Below are 17,648 nucleotides of genomic sequence, written 5' to 3'. Positions count from 1 at the left end.
GGGGGAAGCCCGACGACGTGGAACCCGTGGTGCGCACCGCAGCCGAGACCGAGACCGAGGTGTGGGACGACCCGATCCGGGGCCACGTCGCGTTCCAGGTCCTGATCAGCCGGGACCGGACGCCGACGTCCTCGCTCTACACCGGTCTCACCGAGCTGCCGCCCGCCGGCTGGCTCGGTCGGCACAGGCACACCCAGGCCGAGGTGTACCACGTCATCGCGGGCACCGGGGTCGTCGTGCTGGACGGGGTCGAGCACCCCGTGACCGGCGGTTCGGTCGTCTTCATCCCGGGGGACGCCGAGCACGGCATCCGGAACACCGCGGACCAGCCGCTGCGCTTCGTGTACGTCTTCGCGACCGACTCGGTCGAGGACGTGGTGTACCGGTTCTCCGCGGACGGGTGAGCCGGCGACGCGGTGGCGTCCCCACGTCGAGCGTCAGCCCGCCCGCGACGTGCGAGAGGCCCCGCCGGCACCCGTCCCCGGGGCCGGTGGGGCCTCTCCGCTGCTCATCCGGAGCCAACGGTCGGTCCGCGCGGGCGACGGTCGGCATCTGGTGGTGCCCCCGGCAGGATTCGAACCTGCGCACCCGCCTCCGGAGGGCGGTGCTCTATCCCCTGAGCTACGGGGGCTCGGTGGTGGGGCAGGGGAGAAGTTACCAGCCCCGCACCCCGCCCCGTGCGGCGGCTCCTGCGCCGCCGGTCACGGCTCGGGGAGGGGGGTTCCGCCCCGGGCCGTGAGCATGCGCGTCATCGTCGTCGTCTCCACGCCCTGCGCCTGCTCGATCGACCGGGCGAGGTCGCGCACGGCCTCCACCTCGGCGTGCTCGGCCGCGTAGGCGGCCATGTCGAAGCCGCCCTGGTGGTGGCGGATCATCAGCTGGAGGAACCGGACGTCGAACTCCGTGCCCGACAGGCTCCGCAGCTCCGCCAGCTCCTCCGTGGTGGCCATGCCGGGCATGTCGGCGGCGGTGTCCACGTCGCCCATGTCGTGGCCGGCGTGCTCCTCGCCCATCCACGTCATGGGCTCGCCGGACTGGGGCAGCCCCCAGAGGGCCAGCCAGCCCTGCATCCGCCCCGCCTGGTTGGTCTGCGCGGCCGAGATGTCGAAGGCCAGGTGCTCGAGCTCGGGGTCGTCGCTGCGCTCGTCGACCAGGTTGGCCATCTCGACGCCCTGCAGGTGGTGCCGGGACATGTCCCGGGCGAAGCCTGCGTCGACCGAGTCGGCCGTCGGCGTGGGAGTGCCCCGCCCGATGCCCAGCGCCACGGCGAGCCCACCGCCGAGCACCACCAGCCCGACGGCGATCACGGCGAGCAGCGCGGTGCGCAGGGCACGGCCGCGCGAGCGGTCGGGTGCGGTCACGGGGTCACCCCCCGGCGGATGGTGGCGGTCACTGGTCGGTGGTCGTGCCCGCGTCGGCGCTCTCCAGCAGTGGGTCGGCCAGGAAGGTCGGGCTCTCGCACGTGGCGCCGGGCTCGGGGAAGCTGTCGGCCTTGTAGGTCATGAGGTCGGCGAACTGCTTGATCCGCTCGTCGTCGGCGCTGTCGACCTTCAGCTGCTCGCCCCACGACTGGACGCTGATCGGGGAGTCCTGCCCCTCGTACGGGGAGAGCATGCGGCCGGAGACGCCGTCGACCAGCTCCGCCAGCGTCTCCACGTCCGCGTCGGAGACCTCGTCGGGGTTGTAGGTGATCCACACCGCGCCGTGCTCCAGGCTGTGCACCGCGTTCTCGTGCCGGATGTCGACGTCGTAGACGGTGCCCGTGCAGTCGGCCCACAGGTTGGCGTGCTCGCCGCCGACCGGCGGGGACTCGCTGTACTCGATGGGGCCGTCGTTGTGCAGCCCGCCCTCGTAGTCGTAGGTCTGCGCGCCGGCGATCTCGTCGATCGACTCCACCCGGGAGGCGTCGGCCTCCTGCACCTGGACGACGGCGTAGCTGATGACGGCCGCGGCGAAGAGGACGACGGCGATCGCGGCGGCGATCAGCCCCCACGGCCGCTGCTGCGCCACGACCTGCGTCGGCGGCCGGGTGCGGCCACCGGTCGCCCGCCCGCCGGACCGGGTGGCCCCACCGCCGCTGGCTCGGCTCTTGTCGGGCGTGCGGTCCTTGGCCAAGGCCTCTCCTCGTTACGGGGCGCGTCCGCGCCGCTGCGTTCGGGCACGCGGGTAGGCCCCGCTCACCGCGCGCGAGTCTAGGTCGCGCGCCTGTGCGGAAGCTGGGAGCCGGGCGGGTCGGCGGGCCGCCGGAAGGCGGTCAGTACGCTCGCCGGGTGACACCGGAGCAGCTTCAGGACGTCGTTCGTACCGCCGTGGCCGCGGTCGTCGAGCGAGGCGCGCTGCCCGTCGATGTCCCCGCGGAGGTCGTCGTCGAGCGGCCGCGGAACCCCGAGCACGGCGACTACGCCACCAACGTCGCCCTGCGGCTGGCCAAGCCCGCCGGTCGCCCGCCGCGCGAGGTCGCCGACCTGCTGGCCACCGAGCTGCGCGCGCACGCCGGTGTCGCCGGCGTCGACATCGCCGGTCCGGGCTTCCTCAACATCACGCTCGCCCAGGGCGCGCTGGGCCGCATCGCCGTCGACGCCGTGACCGCCGGGGAGGGCTACGGGCGCACCGGGGCCCTCGCCGGGCAGCGGCTCAACCTCGAGTTCGTCTCCGCGAACCCGACCGGGCCGGTGCACATCGGCGGCACGCGCTGGGCCGCCGTCGGCGACGCCATCGCCCGGCTGCTCCAGGCCAGCGGCGCGACCGTGACCCGCGAGTACTACCTGAACGACGCCGGCGCGCAGATCGACAGGTTCGCCCGGAGCCTGCAGGCCGCGGCGAACGGCCGGCCGGTGCCCGAGGACGGCTACGCCGGCAGCTACATCGGCGACATCGCCGCCCAGGTCGTGGCCGCCGAGCCGGGCCTGCTCGACCGCCCCGAGGCCGAGCAGCTCGCGGTGTTCCGCGCCCGCGGCGTGGAGCTCATGGTCGCCGAGATCCGCAGCACGATGGAGGCGTTCGGCGTCCACTTCGACGTGTGGTTCTCCGAGACGTCGCTGCACGAGGCGGGCGCCCTGGAGAAGGCCGTGGCCCGGCTGCGCGAGCAGGGGCACGTCTACGACTCCGAGGGCGCGGTGTGGCTGCGGACGACGACCTTCGGTGACGACAAGGACCGGGTGCTGGTCAAGGCCGACGGCGAGCCCACCTACTTCGCGGCCGACTGCGCCTACTACCTGAACAAGCGCGAGCGCGGCTTCGACAAGGTCGTGATCATGCTGGGTGCCGACCACTCCGGCTACGTCGGCCGGTACAAGGCGCTCGTGGCCGCGGCCGGCGACGACGCCGCGACCCACCTGGAGATACTGCTCGGCCAGCTCGTGAACCTGCTCCGTGACGGCGAGCCGGTGCGGATGAGCAAGCGGGCCGGCACGGTGGTCAACCTGGAGGACCTGGTCGACGCGATCGGCGCCGACGCCGCCCGGTACGCGCTGGCCCGGGCCTCGGTCGACCAGCAGATCGACATCGACATCGACCTGTGGACGCGGAAGACCAACGACAACCCGGTCTTCTACGTCCAGTACGCCCACGCCCGCATCTCCTCGGTGCTGCGCAACGCCGCCGACCTCGGGATCGCGCTGGGCGGGGCCGGTGACGTCGACGTCGCCGCCCTGGTGCACGAGCGGGAGAACGACCTGCTGCGGGCGATCGGCGAGTTCCCGCGGGTGCTCACCTCCGCCGCCGAGCTGCGCGCGCCGCACCGGGTGGCCCGCTACCTGGAGGAGCTGGCCGGCACCTACCACCGCTTCTACGACGCCTGCCGGGTGCTGCCCCGCGGCGACGAGGAGGCCACCCCGCTCACCACCGCCCGGCTGTGGCTGTGCGCGGCGACCGCGGTGGTGCTCCGCAACGGCCTCGGGGTGCTCGGCGTGACCGCGCCGGAGCGCATGTGATGCGGGCCCACCCCGCAGGGCCGCTGCACGGGACCATCACCCCGCCGACGGCCGCCGGCGCACCGCCGGCCGAGCTCGGGTCGCTCGACCCGCACGTCTGGCCCCGGACGGCGCGGCGGGTGGACGGCGAGCTGCACCTGGGGGGCCGGGCGGTCACCGACCTGGCCCGCGCGCACGGCACCCCCCTCTTCGTGCTGGACGAGGAGGACTTCCGCGGGCGCGCCGCGGAGTTCGCCGGGGCGTTCGCCGACGCCGACGTGCACTACGCCTCGAAGGCCTTCCTCTGCGGCCAGGTGGCCCGGTGGATCGCCGACGACGGCCTGCACCTGGACGCCTGCAGCGGCAACGAGCTGGCGCTGGCGCTGGCGGCCGGGTTCCCCGCCGAGCGGATCGCGCTGCACGGCAACAACAAGTCGCTGGTCGAGCTCCAGCTGGCCGTCGACTCGGGCATCGGCCACGTCGTGCTGGACTCCTTCGACGAGATCGAGCGGCTGGTCCCGATGGCCGAGAAGCGGGTCGCCGACGGCGGGGCGCCGGTGCCGGTGCTCATCCGCGCGACCGTGGGCATCGAGGCGCACACCCACGAGTTCATCGCCACCGCGCACGAGGACCAGAAGTTCGGCTTCTCCCTGGCCACCGGTGACGCGCTCACCGCCGCGGTGCGGGTCATCCGCGAGCCCGCGCTGCGGCTGACCGGCCTGCACAGCCACATCGGCTCGCAGATCTTCGACACCGCCGGCTTCGAGGCCGCGGCGCACCGGGTGGTCGGGCTGATGGGGCAGGTGCACCAGGCCACCGGCCAGGTGCTCCCCGAGCTCAACCTGGGCGGCGGCTTCGGCATCGCCTACCTGGCCGAGGACGACCCGGTCAGCCCGGTGGACGTCGCGACGCGGCTGCGCGCCGTCGTCGCCGCCGAGTGCGCCCAGCTGGGCCTGCCGGTCCCGCGCCTGGCGGTCGAGCCCGGCCGCGCGATCGCCGGTCCGGGCACGGTCACGCTCTACGAGATCGGCACCATCAAGCCGGTGCGGCTCGGCGCGAGCGGTGCCCCCGGCGCGCCCCAGGTGCGCAACTACGTGTCGGTCGACGGCGGGATGAGCGACAACATCCGCACCGCCCTCTACGACGCCGCCTACACCTGCGTGCTGGCCAACCGCGTCTCCGACGCCCCGCCGGCGCTGTGCCGGGTGGTCGGGAAGCACTGCGAGAGCGGCGACATTCTGGTCCGGGACCTGTGGCTGCCCTCCGACGTCCAGCCGGGTGACCTGCTCGCCGTCGCCGCCACCGGCGCCTACTGCTGGTCCATGGCGAGCAACTACAACTACCTGCTCAAGCCCCCGGTGGTCGCCGTCCGGGACGGCGCCGCCACGGAGATCGTGCGACGTCAGACACTGTCGGACGTGTTCGCCCTGGACGCGGTCCTCGCCGACCGCCCTGCCCCCTCGCCGGCCATCGACCAGCCGGCGCCCGAGCACCCCGCGGGAGCGACCTCGTGAACGGACCCCTCAAGGTGGCCCTGCTGGGCTGCGGGACGGTCGGCGGCGCGGTGCTGCGGGCGCTGCAGGAGCAGGCCGACGACCTCGGCGCGCGGATCGGCCGCCCGGTCGAGGTGGCCGGCGTCGCGGTCCGGCGACCGGCGCACCACCCCGACGTCCCGGCGCACCTGCTCACCACCGACGCGCACGGGCTGGTGACCCGCGACGACGTCGACCTCGTCGTGGAGGTGATCGGGGGCATCGAGCCGGCGCGCTCGCTGATGCTGGCGGCGTTCGAGGCCGGCAAGTCGGTGGTCAGCGCCAACAAGGCCCTGCTGGCCGAGGACGGCGTCGCCCTGCACGCCGCGGCCGCGAAGGCCGGGGTGGACCTCTACTACGAGGCCGCGGTGGCCGGGGCGATCCCGATCCTGCGGCCGCTGCGCGAGTCGCTGGTCGGTGACCAGCTGTCCCGCATCGTGGGCATCGTCAACGGGACGACCAACTACATCCTGTCGCGGATGGCCGAGACCGGCGCCGGCTTCGGGGAGGCGCTGGCCGAGGCCACCGAGCTCGGCTACGCCGAGGCCGACCCGACCGCCGACGTCGACGGCTTCGACGCCGCCGCGAAGGCCGCGATCCTCGCCTCGCTGGCGTTCCACACGCCGGTCTCGGCCGCGGACGTGCACCGGGAGGGCATCTCCACGGTGACCGCCAGCGACGTCGCGCGGGCCGCCGAGATCGGCTGCACGGTGAAGCTGCTGGCCATCTGCGAGCGGGTGGACGGGAACGGCGACGGCGACTCGGTCGCCGTCCGGGTGCACCCGGCGATGATCCCGACGGCCCACCCCCTCGCCTCCGTCGGCGGCGCGTTCAACGCCGTCTTCGTCGAGGCCGAGGCGGCCGGGCAGCTCATGTTCTACGGCCAGGGTGCCGGGGGAGAGCCCACCGCCAGCGCGGTCCTCGGCGACCTCGTCGCCGTGGCCCGCAACCGCGTGGCCGGCGCCTCGGGCCAGGGCCCCACCGGCTACGCCGACCTCGCCGTCCGCCCCATGGCCGAGACGCCGACGCGCTACCACGTCAGCCTCGACGTGGCCGACAAGCCGGGTGTGCTCGCCGCCGTCGCGCAGGAGTTCGCGCAGCACGGCGTGAGCATCTCCACGGTCCGGCAGACCGGCCGCGGGGACGCCGCGACCCTGGTCATCGTGACCCACAGCGCCCCGGACGCGGCGCTGTCGGCCACCATTGCGGCGCTGCGGGAGATGCCCGCGGTCCGGGGCGTCACCAGCGTGCTGCGCGTGGAGGGTCTGCAATGACGGTCTCGTCGGTCGTGTCCCCGGGCTGGCCCGGTCTCATCGAGGCCTACCGGTCCCGCCTGCCGGTCTCCGACTCCACCCCGGTGGTCACGCTCCACGAGGGTGCGACCCCGCTGGTGCCCGCCCGGGAGCTCTCCCGGCGCACCGGCTGCGAGGTCTACCTCAAGGTCGAGGGGGCCAACCCGACCGGCTCCTTCAAGGACCGCGGCATGACGATGGCCATCACCAAGGCGCTCGAGGAGGGGGCGCAGGCGGTCATCTGCGCCTCCACCGGGAACACCAGCGCCAGCGCCGCGGCCTACGCCGCGCGCGCCGGCATGACCTGCGCCGTCCTCGTGCCCCAGGGCAAGATCGCGATGGGCAAGCTGGCGCAGGCGCTCGTGCACGGCGCCAAGCTGCTGCAGGTCGACGGGAACTTCGACGACTGCCTGGCGCTGGCCAGCAAGCTGGCGATCGACTACCCGGTCAGCCTGGTCAACAGCGTCAACCAGTACCGCATCGAGGGGCAGAAGACCGCGTCCTTCGAGATCGTCGACGTGCTCGGCGACGCCCCGGACATCCACTGCCTCCCGGTGGGCAACGCCGGCAACATCACCGCCTACTGGCAGGGCTACCGCGAGTACGCCGACGACGGCCCCGCCACGCGCACCCCGCGCATGTGGGGCTTCCAGGCCGCCGGCGCCGCCCCGATCGTCACCGGCCAGGTGGTGGAGAACCCGAGCACGATCGCCACCGCCATCCGCATCGGCAACCCCGCGTCGTGGACGAAGGCGCTGGCCGCCCGGGACGAGTCCGGCGGGCGCATCGACGCCGTCACCGACCGGGCGATCCTGTCGGCCTACCGGCTGCTGGCCCGCAGCGAGGCCGTCTTCGTCGAGCCGGCGTCGGCGGCGTCGGTCGCGGGCCTCCTCCAGGTGGCCGACGCCGGGGAGCTCGAACCCGGTCAGCGGATCGTCTGCACCGTCACCGGGAACGGCCTCAAGGACCCGGAGTGGGCGATCTCCGGCGCGCCGGCGCCGCTGACCGTGCCCGTCGACGCCGCGGCCGCCGCGGCGCAGCTCGGGCTGTGACACCGCCCCCGGCCGACCGGGTGCGCATCCAGGTGCCTGCGACCAGCGCGAACCTGGGCCCGGCCTTCGACTGCGCCGGGCTGGCGCTCGCGTGCCACGACGTCCTCGAGTTCTCGCTGCTCGAGCGCGGGACGACGAAGATCGTCGTCCGCGGCGAGGGAGCCGGGACGCTGGCCGCTGACGAGTCGCACCTCGTCGCGCGGGCCTTCCGCGCCGGTTGCGCCGAGCTCGGCTGGGACGCCCCGGGGCTGCGGATCGAGGCCGACAACGGCATCCCCCAGGGGCGGGGCATGGGTTCCTCGGCGGCGGCGGTCGTCGCCGGGCTCCTCGCCGCCTGGTCGTTGTGCCCCGACGTCGACGCGGTCGACGGCGACGCGGTGCTGCGGCTGGCCGACGTGCTCGAGGGGCACCCCGACAACGTGGCCCCCTGCCTGCTCGGGGGCGCCACCCTCTCCTGGTCGACGGCCGGCGGGGCCCGCGCCGACCGGCTGGACGTCTCCGACGAGGTGCTCCCCGTCGTCCTCGTGCCCGAGAGCGTGCTGCCGACCCACGTGGCCCGCACGCTGCTGCCGGCTTCGGTACCGCACGCCGACGCCGCGTACAACGCCGGGCGCGCGGCGCTGCTGGTGCACGCGCTCACCCGCGAGCCGGGTCTGCTGCTGGACGCCACCGAGGACCTCCTGCACCAGCGGCAGCGGGGAGCGGCGATGCCGGACTCCCTGGCGCTGATCGACCGGCTGCGTGGCGAGGGCCATGCCGCGGTGGTCTCCGGTGCCGGCCCCAGCGTCCTGGTGCTGACCCGGCGGTGCCCCGACGACCCGGCGGACGACCCGGCCGGCGCGCGGCGCGTGCGGGAGGTGGCCGCTCTGGTGCCCCAGGGCTGGCGGGTGCTCCCGCTCGCCGTGGACCACGGCGGCGCCCGGGTGTTCCCCGGTGGGGTCGAGGTATCGTCTCGGTAACGGGGAACACGCCGAGATCATCCGGTGTTGTCCTGCCCGTGAGCTGCGACTAGGCTCACGGCGTAGCCGCCCACTCGGGCGAGCCTCGCGCGGGGCCGAAGCAGATGTCCGAACCTCTTCGCCGCTGATCCGCCTCGCACCTCTCGACCTGTCTCCTGACGCGCACCCGCCCCCCGGGCCGGTCCGCCGGGGACCGGGCACCCCCTGCGCTGAGACGCGCAGGTCACCGCAGGGAAGGACCTGTACGTGAGCGAAACCACCGACCTCGGCACGACCGGCGCGCCCGATGCCGCCGCCTCCGCCGAGGGCACTGCCGCTTCTGGGACGGCGGGTCGCCCCCGTCGCCGCGGCAACGGGCTGTCGGGCATGCTCCTGCCCGAGCTGCAGCGCCTGGCCGGCGAGCTGGGCATCCCCGGCACCGGCCGGATGCGCAAGAGCGACCTGGTCGCCGCCATCTCCGCCCGCCAGGTGGGCGCCGGCTCCGAGGGCGGCGCGCCTGCGCCGCAGTCGGAGAGCGGCTCTACCGGCGGCGCCGACGCCCCGGGCGGCGTCGCCGCATCGGCCGCCCCCCTCGAGGCCCCGGTCAGCGGGGGCGCCAACGGTGGCCCCCTGACCGCGGAGGCCCCGGTCCGCACGCGCCGTGCGGCCAGCCGCCCCGCCGGTTCGCCCGGCGCCCCCGCCGAGGGCTCCGCACCCCCGGCGTCGGCTCCGGCGGAGTCCCGCACCGAGGCCACCACCGAGGCGCCCGCGGACGCCCCCGCGGCGGAGTCGGCACCGGCCGAGCCGCGCGAGCAGGAGCGGCGCGACGGCGACCGTCCGCAGCGCACCCGCGGCCGCAACCGCGGTGAGCGGGACGGCGACCGCGACGGCGGCCGGGAGGGCACCGACCGCGCCGAGCGCGGCACCACCCGTGACGGCGGCGAGCGCACCGGCAACCGCGACGGCGGCCGGGAGAGCAACGAGCGCGCCGAGCGCGGCACCAACCGTGACGGCGGCGACCGCGCGGAGCGGGGCAACCGGGACGGCGGCGCCCGCGACGGTGCCGGCCGCGACGGCAACCGGGGCCCCGACCGGGACCGCAACGACCGGGGCGGTCGGCCGGACAACCGGAACGACAACCGCAACGACGGCGGCCGCAACGAGCGGCCCGCCGAGGACGACGACGAGGACTTCGAGGGTGGCCGCGGTCGCCGCGGTCGCCGGTACCGCGACCGCAACAAGCGCGGCGCCGGCAACCGGGACCGCTTCGAGGCGGGCGAGCCGACCGTCAGCGAGGACGACGTCCTGCTGCCCGTCGCCGGCATCCTCGACGTCCTGGACAACTACGCGTTCGTCCGGACGTCGGGCTACCTCACCGGGCCGAACGACGTGTACGTCTCGCTGTCGCAGGTGCGCCGCTACGGCCTGCGCCGCGGTGACGCCATCACCGGTGCGGTCCGCCAGCCGCGCGAGGGCGAGCGCAAGGACAAGTACAACGCGCTGGTCCGCCTCGACACGGTCAACGGGCTGGACCCGGAGCAGGCCCGCAACCGGCCGGAGTTCACCAAGCTCACCCCGCTCTACCCGCAGGACCGCCTGCGGCTGGAGACCGAGCCGCACCTGCTGACCACCCGGGTCATCGACCTGGTGATGCCGATCGGCAAGGGGCAGCGCGCGCTGATCGTCAGCCCGCCCAAGGCCGGCAAGACGATGGTGCTCCAGTCGATCGCCAACGCGATCACGACGAACAACCCCGAGTGCCACCTGATGGTCGTCCTGGTCGACGAGCGTCCGGAAGAGGTCACCGACATGCAGCGCTCGGTGAAGGGCGAGGTCATCGCCTCGACCTTCGACCGGCCGCCGGCCGACCACACCACCGTGGCCGAGCTCTCCATCGAGCGGGCCAAGCGCCTGGTCGAGATGGGCCACGACGTCGTCGTGCTGCTGGACTCGATCACCCGCCTGGGCCGCGCCTACAACCTGGCGGCCCCCGCCAGCGGGCGCATCCTCTCCGGTGGTGTCGACTCCACGGCGCTCTACCCGCCCAAGCGCTTCCTCGGCGCCGCCCGCAACATCGAGAACGGTGGCTCGCTGACGATCATCGCCTCGGCGTTGGTCGAGACCGGCTCCACGATGGACACGGTCATCTTCGAGGAGTTCAAGGGCACCGGGAACGCCGAGATCAAGCTGGACCGCCGGCTGGCGGACAAGCGGGTCTTCCCGGCGGTCGACGTCAACGCGTCGGGCACGCGCAAGGAGGAGATCCTCATGTCGCCCGACGAGCTGGCCATCGTCATCAAGCTGCGGCGGGTGCTCGCCGCGCTCGAGCCGCAGCAGGCCCTGGAACTGCTGCTCGACAAGCTGAAGAAGACGCGCAACAACGTCGAGTTCCTCATGCAGATCCAGAAGACGACGCTGGGCCCGGGCCAGGACTGACCCCGTGCGGCCGGCCCGTCCCCCGATCTGGGAGACTGGTCGGCCGAGCCCCGTCGGCGCGGCCGGAAATAGCCGTCCGGTCCCCGGCGTTCACAGCACTGAACGACACAGACTCCGCAGAAGAGGCGCAGCCATGAAGCCCGACATCCACCCGGCCTACAACGTCACCACCGTGACCTGCGGCTGCGGCAACACGTTCACCACCCGCAGCACGAGCCCGACCGGTCAGCTGACCGTCGAGACCTGCTCCGCCTGCCACCCCTTCTACACCGGCAAGCAGCGCATCCTCGACACCGGCGGCCGCGTCGCCCGCTTCGAGAAGCGGTTCGGCAAGCGCGCCGCCGGCGCCTCGACCGACGCCCAGTAGCACCCTCGACGGCGCCCGTCCCACCCTCGCGGTGGGGCGGGCGCCGTCGTCATGTCCAGCTCCGTCCGGCTGCTCCGCGGTGGTGGAGCACCCTCGTCCCGAGAGGCAGCAGTGATGAGCAGTACCGAGACGTCGGCGCCCGACCGGCTGGCCGGGCTGCTCGCCGAGCACGCGCGTCTCGAGCAGGAACTGGCCGACCCGGCGGTGCACGCCGATCAGTCCCGCGCCCGCCGGATGGGGCGTCGCTACGCCCAGCTGGCTCCGCTCGTGGAGACCGCCCGCGCGCTCGACGAGGCGCGCGACGACCTCAGCGCGGCCCGGGAGCTCGCGACGGAGGATGCGTCCTTCGCCGCGGAGGCGATCGCGCTCGAGCAGCAGATCGCCGCGCTGACCGACCGGCTGCGCGAGCAGCTGCTGCCCAAGGACCCCGACGACGACAAGGACGTCATCCTCGAGATCAAGGCGGGGGAGGGCGGCGCGGAGTCGGCGCTGTTCGCCGGCGACCTGATGCGCATGTACCTCCGCTACGCCGAGCGACGCGGGTGGTCCACCGAGGTGCTCGACGCCGTCGACGCCGAACTCGGGGGGTACAAGGACGTCGCGATCGCGGTCAAGTCCCGCACGGACGAGGGCATCTGGTCGCGGCTGAAGTTCGAAGGGGGCGTGCACCGGGTGCAGCGGGTGCCCGTGACCGAGAGCCAGGGGCGCATCCACACCTCCGCGGCCGGTGTGCTCGTGCTGCCCGAGGCGGAGGAGGTCGACGTCAGCGTCGACCCGAACGACCTGCGCATCGACGTCTTCCGCTCCTCGGGGCCGGGCGGGCAGAGCGTCAACACCACCGACTCCGCCGTCCGCATCACCCACCTGCCCAGCGGCATCGTGGTCAGCTCGCAGAACGAGAAGAGCCAGTTGCAGAACCGGGAGTCCGCGTTGCGCGTGCTGCGCGCCCGGCTGCTGGCCGCCGCCCGCGAGGAGGCCGCGGCGACGGCGAGCGACCAGCGGCGCAGCCAGGTGCGCACCGTCGATCGCAGCGAGCGGGTGCGCACCTACAACTTCCCGGAGAACCGCATCTCCGACCACCGCGTGGGCTACAAGTCGCACAACCTGGACCAGGTCCTCGACGGCGACCTCGACGGCGTGATCGACGCGCTGGTCAGCGCCCACACCGCCGAGCTGCTGGCGGCCGGCTCCTGAGCCCCCGCGCGCTGCTCGCCGCGGCGTCCCGCCGCCTCGCCGAGGCCGGCGTGGAGTCGCCGCGGGTCGACGCCGAGCTGCTGCTCGCCCACGTGCTGGGGGTGACCCGCACCCGGCTGCTGACCCTCGACGCCGTGGGCGACGCGGCCGCCGCCCGGTTCGAGGAGCTGCTCGACCAGCGCGCCGACCGGGTGCCGCTCCAGCACCTGACCGGCCGGGCACCCTTCCGGTACCTGGAGCTCGCGGTCGGGCCCGGGGTCTTCGTGCCCCGCCCCGAGACCGAGCAGCTGGTGGGCTGGGCCCTGGCGCGGCTGGCCGGCGTCCCGGAGCCCGTCGTCGTCGACCTGGGGTCCGGCTCGGGGGCGATCGCGCTCTCCCTCGCGCACGAGCACCCCGGCGCGCGGGTGACGGCGGTGGAGCGGGATCCGGGGGCGATCAGCTGGACCCGGCACAACGCCGCCGCCCGCGCCGCGGCGGGGGACACCCCCGTCGACGTCGTCGCGGGCGACATGACCGACCCGGAGCTGCTGCGCGAGCTGGACGGCGCCGTCGACCTCGTGGTCAGCAACCCGCCGTACGTGCCCGACGGCGCGCGGGTGCCCCGGGAGGTCGCCGACCACGACCCCCCGCTGGCCCTCTGGGGCGGGCCCGACGGGCTGGACGTCGTCCGCGGGCTGCTGGTCACCGCCGCCCGGCTGCTGAGACCCGGCGGCTGGCTGGGCATCGAGCACGCCGATCAGCAGGGGGAGGCCCTGCCCGCCGTCGTCCGCGCCCACGGCGGGTTCACCGACGTCCACGACCACCCCGACCTCGCCGGCCGCCCCCGCCACACCACCGCTCGCCGCTCCGGCTGAACCCTGCGGAAGACTGCACGTCCGTGGCCGACATCTACGACTGCTCCGACGCCGAGACACGCGCCGCCGGCCTGGACGCCGCCGCGGCGGCCATCGGCCGGGGTGAGCTGGTGCTGCTCCCGACCGACACCGTCTACGGCGTCGCCGCCGACGCCTTCACCCCCGCAGCGGTGACCCGGCTGCTGGCCGCCAAGAACCGGGGGCGGGCCATGCCGGTGCCGGTGCTCGTCGGCGAGGCCTCCACCCTCGCCGGGCTCGTGCTGCAGACCCCGGAGGTGGCGACGCGGCTGGCGCAGGAGTTCTGGCCCGGTGGGCTCACCCTCGTGCTCGAGCACGCGCCGTCGCTGGCCTGGGACCTCGGTGACGCCGAGGGCACGGTGGCCGTCCGGCTGCCGGACGACGAGCTGACCCGTGACCTGCTCCGCCGCACCGGGCCGCTCGCCGTCTCCAGCGCCAACCGCTCCGGCCGCCCTGCGGCGACCAGCGCGCAGGAGGCCGTGCAGCAGCTCGGCGAGCACGCCGCGGTCGTGCTCGACGGCGGCCCGCGGGACAGCTCGGCGGCGAGCACGATCGTCGACTGCACCGGCCCCGCCCCGCGGGTGCTGCGGGTCGGTGCCGTGCCGGTCGAGCGGCTGCGCGAGGTCGTCCCCGAGGTCACCGACTGAAGAAGGACCCCGTCCACCCCACCTTTCGCACGCTCAGGGCGGGCCCCGGGACGGGGCCGCTCCTCGGGTCACCTGTTCGCACCGGTCGGAGCGATACCGTGGAGCACTGACCGCCGCGCGCCCGAACCCGGGTACCGCGGGCGCCCGCACGGACGTTCTGGAGCGCGACCGAGATGAGCACGCCCTACTGGGGACCGGACTTCGGGGCCCTGGCCGCCTTCGATCCAGACATCGCCGACGTGGTCACCGGCGAGCTGGACCGGCTGCGCGGTGGGCTGCAGCTGATCGCCAGCGAGAACTTCACCAGCCCCGCCGTGCTCGCGGCGCTCGGCAGCACGCTGTCGAACAAGTACGCCGAGGGCTATCCGGGGCGGCGCTACTACGGCGGGTGCGAGGTCGTCGACCGCGCCGAGGAGATCGGTATCGCCCGCGCCAAGGAGCTGTTCGGCGCGGAGCACGCCAACCTGCAGCCGCACTCGGGCGCCAACGCCAACCTGGCCGCGTACGGCGCCTTCCTCCAGCCTGGTGACACCCTGCTCGCCATGGCGCTCCCGCACGGCGGGCACCTCACCCACGGCGCGAAGGTCTCGTTCTCGGGCAAGTGGTTCAACGCGGTGCAGTACGGCGTGGACCCGCAGACCGAGCACATCGACTACGACCAGGTGCGCGACCTGGCCCGGGCGCACCGGCCCAAGATGATCATCTGCGGCGGCTCGGCCATCCCGCGGCTGATCGACTTCCCGCTCTTCCGGGAGATCGCCGACGAGGTCGGGGCGATCCTGATGGTCGACGCCGCGCACTTCATCGGCCTGGTCGCCGGCAAGGCGATCCCCAGCCCGGTGCCCTACGCCGACGTCGTCACCTTCACCACCCACAAGGTGCTGCGCGGCCCGCGGGGCGGCGCCATCGTGTGCCGGGCCGAGCACGCCCAGGCCATCGACAAGGCCGCCTTCCCGATGATGCAGGGCGGCCCGCTCATGCACGCCGTCGCCGCCAAGGCGGTGAACTTCAAGGAGTGCCTGCAGCCCGGGTACCGGGCCTACGCCCGCCAGGTGGTCGCCAACGCCCAGGCGCTCACCGAGGGCCTGGCCGCGGAGGGGCTGCGGCCGGTGGCCGGCGGCACCGACACGCACCTGGCGCTGCTGGACCTGCAGGGGACCGGGGTGACCGGTGCCGACGCCGAGGCCCGGTGCGGCGCCGCCGGCATCGTGCTGAACAAGAACGCGATCCCGTTCGACCCGCAGCCGGCCTCGGTCGCCTCGGGCATCCGGGTCGGCAGCCCCGCCGTCACCACCCAGGGCATGACCGAGCCCGACATGAAGTCGATCGCCTCGCTGATCGGTGCCGCGATCCGGGACGCCGACGGCGGCCGCACCGCCGAGGTGGCCGCGGGCGTCCGCGAGCTGGTCGGTGCGCACCCCGCCTACCCCCACCCGACCCGACCGGCTGCCTCCCCCGAGCCGGCGCGGACCGCCTGACCCGTGCGCGAGTACGTCGTCGTCCTGCTCACCGCGGCACTGGTCACCTTCCTGGCCACGCCCGTGGTGCGGATGATGGCGATCCGGCTGCGGATGATGGCGGCCCCGCGGGAGCGGGACGTGCACGTCATCCCGACCCCGCGGGGTGGCGGCGTGGCCATGTACCTGGGCGTGGTGGCCGCCGTCCTGGTCGCCTCGCGGCTACCGGCGCTGCAGCGGACCTTCGACGACACCCAGGTCTACGCGGTCCTCGTCGCCGGCGGGCTGATCTGCGCGCTCGGGGTGCTCGACGACAAGTGGGGCCTGGACGCGCTGACGAAACTCACCGGGCAGATCGCCGCGGCCGGAGTCATGGTGCTGCTCGGTGTGCAGCTGGCCTTCCTGTTCCTGCCGTTCGCCGACATCGGCACGGTGTCGCTCGGGCCGGACGTCGGCGTGCCGCTGACCATCCTGCTGACCGTCTTCGCGGTCAACGCGCTGAACTTCATCGACGGGCTCGACGGCCTGGCGGCCGGCGTCTCGGCGATCGCGGCGCTCGCCTTCTTCGCCTACAGCTACAACCTGGGGCAGATGCGCTACGAGGAGGCGGCGAGCGCCCCGGCCCTGATCACCGCGGTGCTCGCCGGCGCCTGCCTGGGTTTCCTCCCGCACAACTTCAGCCCGGCCCGGATCTTCATGGGCGACTCGGGCTCGATGCTGGTCGGGCTCATGCTGTCGGCCGCCGCCGTGACCGCCACCGGGGGAGTGGACGCGCAGACCTTCGACTCGGCGGCCAGCCTGCTGCCGCTGACGCTGCCGGTCCTCGTGCCGATCGCGATCCTCTTCATCCCCTTCACCGACCTCGTGCTGGCCGTCGTCCGGCGCACCCGGAAGGGGCAGTCGCCGTTCTCCCCGGACAAGATGCACCTGCACCACCGGTTGCTGTCCATCGGGCACTCGCACAAGCGCGCGGTGCTGGTCATGTACTTCTGGGCCGCGCTCCTCTCCTTCGGCGCGGTCGGCCTCTCGGTCACCGGCGGGCGGGTCGAGCTGCTCGTGGCCATCGCCGTCCTGCTCGTCGTCGGGGTGGTCGTGGTGCTCAGCCCGCGGGCGCGCCGAGCAGCCCGGGAGGCCCGCGCCGCGGAGCTGGAGGCGCAGCGCCGGCGCAGCCGGGCCGACCACCCGACCGCACGTGCCTCCGTCCCCCGCGCGGTGCCGCACCGCCGAGCCGCCGGGAACGCACCACCCGCCACCGGGACCAGTTCCCCTGATCCCCGGGAGACCGTCGGATGAGCACCTCACGCACCACCCCGCCGGCCACCGGCGCCACCTGGGACGTCTCCTTCCTGCGTGTCGGCGCCCTCGTCACCGCCGCCGTCGCGGTGGTCGCCGCCGCCCTGGCCTGGCTGCTCGGGAACTGGGGCGACGCGGCAGCGGTGCTGGTCGCCGCGGTCATCGTCACGGCGTTCTTCGCCGTCTCCGGACTGGCGGTGGCCTGGGCCGGCCGGATCGGTGACACGCTCACGCTCCCGGTGGCGCTGCTCGCGTTCATGGTGAAGGCGGTGGTGCTCTTCGGCGTGCTGCGCGCCCTGCCCGAGGACGGCTGGCTCGACCAGCGGACCCTCGCCTGGGCGGTCGTGGTCGGCGCGCTCCTCTGGAGCGGCATCCAGCTGCGCTGGGTGTGGACCCGGCAGGTGTTCTACGTGCCTCCGCCGGCACCACCCGGACGGGGGACCGGCGAGCACCCGCCGAGCGTCGGCGGGGGCGGCTGATAGTGTCCGAGCCGATGGCCGACGAATCCTCCGGAGACGGAGGCGCTCGTCCACGCCCTGCGAGCCCGGCTCGTCAGCCCTCCGGGGCGGACGCTGGCTGGGCGGTCACCGGGACGATCCTCTCCGGGATGGCCGTGTGGGGTGGGGTCGGGTGGTTGCTCGACCGGTGGCTGGAGAC

At 74.3% G+C, this 17,648-nt stretch carries 16 protein-coding genes and 1 tRNA gene; 14 read left to right on the top strand and 3 right to left on the bottom strand.

Features of this window, described 5'->3' with window-relative positions; genetic code table 11:
* The first annotated feature begins 26 nt into the window (after positions 1 to 26).
* Entirely contained in the window at positions 27 to 404 is a 378-nt protein-coding gene (locus tag ACI79S_RS05695; protein WP_456592466.1) for a cupin domain-containing protein, read from the top strand.
* A gap of 152 nt (positions 405 to 556) precedes the next feature.
* Here ACI79S_RS05695 and ACI79S_RS05690 read toward each other — a convergent pair.
* From ACI79S_RS05690 to ACI79S_RS05680, 3 genes are all read right to left on the bottom strand, one after another.
* A tRNA-Arg gene (locus tag ACI79S_RS05690) sits at positions 557 to 631 on the bottom strand.
* A 70-nt stretch (positions 632 to 701) separates the two neighbouring features.
* A complete protein-coding gene (locus ACI79S_RS05685; RefSeq protein WP_456592465.1) occupies positions 702 to 1,361 on the bottom strand; it encodes a DUF305 domain-containing protein in 660 nt (219 codons plus the stop codon).
* 28 nt (positions 1,362 to 1,389) lie between these two features.
* Positions 1,390 to 2,115, bottom strand: coding sequence for a DUF3105 domain-containing protein (locus ACI79S_RS05680; RefSeq protein WP_456592464.1), 726 nt, complete (start codon positions 2,113 to 2,115; stop codon positions 1,390 to 1,392).
* Between the two features lie 155 nt (positions 2,116 to 2,270).
* Here ACI79S_RS05680 and argS point away from each other — a divergent pair, with 155 nt between their 5' ends.
* The 13 genes from argS (at position 2,271) to ACI79S_RS05615 (ending at position 17,470) form a co-directional block, all read left to right on the top strand.
* Positions 2,271 to 3,932 (top strand): arginine--tRNA ligase, encoded by a 1,662-nt coding sequence (gene argS / locus ACI79S_RS05675; protein ID WP_456592463.1) that lies wholly within the window; start codon positions 2,271 to 2,273, stop codon positions 3,930 to 3,932.
* A complete protein-coding gene (lysA, locus tag ACI79S_RS05670) occupies positions 3,932 to 5,425 on the top strand; it encodes a diaminopimelate decarboxylase (protein WP_456592462.1) in 1,494 nt (497 codons plus the stop codon). Before argS ends, lysA begins: the two co-directional genes overlap by 1 nt.
* Entirely contained in the window at positions 5,422 to 6,717 is a 1,296-nt protein-coding gene (locus ACI79S_RS05665; protein ID WP_456592461.1) for a homoserine dehydrogenase, read from the top strand. Before lysA ends, ACI79S_RS05665 begins: the two co-directional genes overlap by 4 nt.
* Entirely contained in the window at positions 6,714 to 7,787 is a 1,074-nt protein-coding gene (gene thrC, locus ACI79S_RS05660) for a threonine synthase (protein WP_456592460.1), read from the top strand. Before ACI79S_RS05665 ends, thrC begins: the two co-directional genes overlap by 4 nt.
* A 32-nt stretch (positions 7,788 to 7,819) precedes the next feature.
* A complete protein-coding gene (gene thrB, locus ACI79S_RS05655) occupies positions 7,820 to 8,746 on the top strand; it encodes a homoserine kinase (RefSeq protein ID WP_456592459.1) in 927 nt (308 codons plus the stop codon).
* 246 nt (positions 8,747 to 8,992) lie between these two features.
* Positions 8,993 to 11,161: a transcription termination factor Rho gene (rho, locus tag ACI79S_RS05650; protein WP_456592458.1), complete on the top strand. Its 2,169-nt coding sequence runs from the start codon at positions 8,993 to 8,995 to the stop codon at positions 11,159 to 11,161.
* A 133-nt stretch (positions 11,162 to 11,294) separates the two neighbouring features.
* On the top strand, positions 11,295 to 11,528 hold the full coding sequence (gene rpmE / locus ACI79S_RS05645; RefSeq protein ID WP_456589223.1) for a 50S ribosomal protein L31: 234 nt from the start codon (positions 11,295 to 11,297) through the stop codon (positions 11,526 to 11,528).
* 114 nt (positions 11,529 to 11,642) lie between these two features.
* The gene (gene prfA, locus ACI79S_RS05640; protein ID WP_456592457.1) at positions 11,643 to 12,722 is read left to right on the top strand and encodes a peptide chain release factor 1; all 1,080 of its coding nucleotides are present in this window, start codon (positions 11,643 to 11,645) and stop codon (positions 12,720 to 12,722) included.
* A complete protein-coding gene (gene prmC / locus ACI79S_RS05635) occupies positions 12,719 to 13,576 on the top strand; it encodes a peptide chain release factor N(5)-glutamine methyltransferase (protein ID WP_456592556.1) in 858 nt (285 codons plus the stop codon). The genes prfA and prmC overlap by 4 nt, the downstream gene beginning before the upstream one ends.
* A gap of 23 nt (positions 13,577 to 13,599) precedes the next feature.
* The gene (locus ACI79S_RS05630) at positions 13,600 to 14,241 is read left to right on the top strand and encodes an L-threonylcarbamoyladenylate synthase (protein WP_456592456.1); all 642 of its coding nucleotides are present in this window, start codon (positions 13,600 to 13,602) and stop codon (positions 14,239 to 14,241) included.
* Positions 14,242 to 14,414: 173 nt separating this feature from the next.
* Positions 14,415 to 15,719: a serine hydroxymethyltransferase gene (locus ACI79S_RS05625; RefSeq protein WP_456592455.1), complete on the top strand. Its 1,305-nt coding sequence runs from the start codon at positions 14,415 to 14,417 to the stop codon at positions 15,717 to 15,719.
* A 3-nt stretch (positions 15,720 to 15,722) separates the two neighbouring features.
* Complete coding sequence (locus ACI79S_RS05620) at positions 15,723 to 16,991, top strand: glycosyltransferase family 4 protein (protein WP_456592454.1); 1,269 nt, start codon at positions 15,723 to 15,725, stop codon at positions 16,989 to 16,991.
* Positions 16,988 to 17,470 carry a hypothetical protein gene (locus ACI79S_RS05615; RefSeq protein ID WP_456592453.1) on the top strand — a complete coding sequence of 161 codons (483 nt, stop codon included), beginning with the start codon at positions 16,988 to 16,990 and terminating at the stop codon, positions 17,468 to 17,470. Before ACI79S_RS05620 ends, ACI79S_RS05615 begins: the two co-directional genes overlap by 4 nt.
* Positions 17,471 to 17,648 lie beyond the last annotated feature (178 nt).

This window comes from Blastococcus sp. SYSU DS1024 (assembly GCF_054050795.1).
This window is presented reverse-complemented; position numbering and strand designations above follow the sequence as displayed.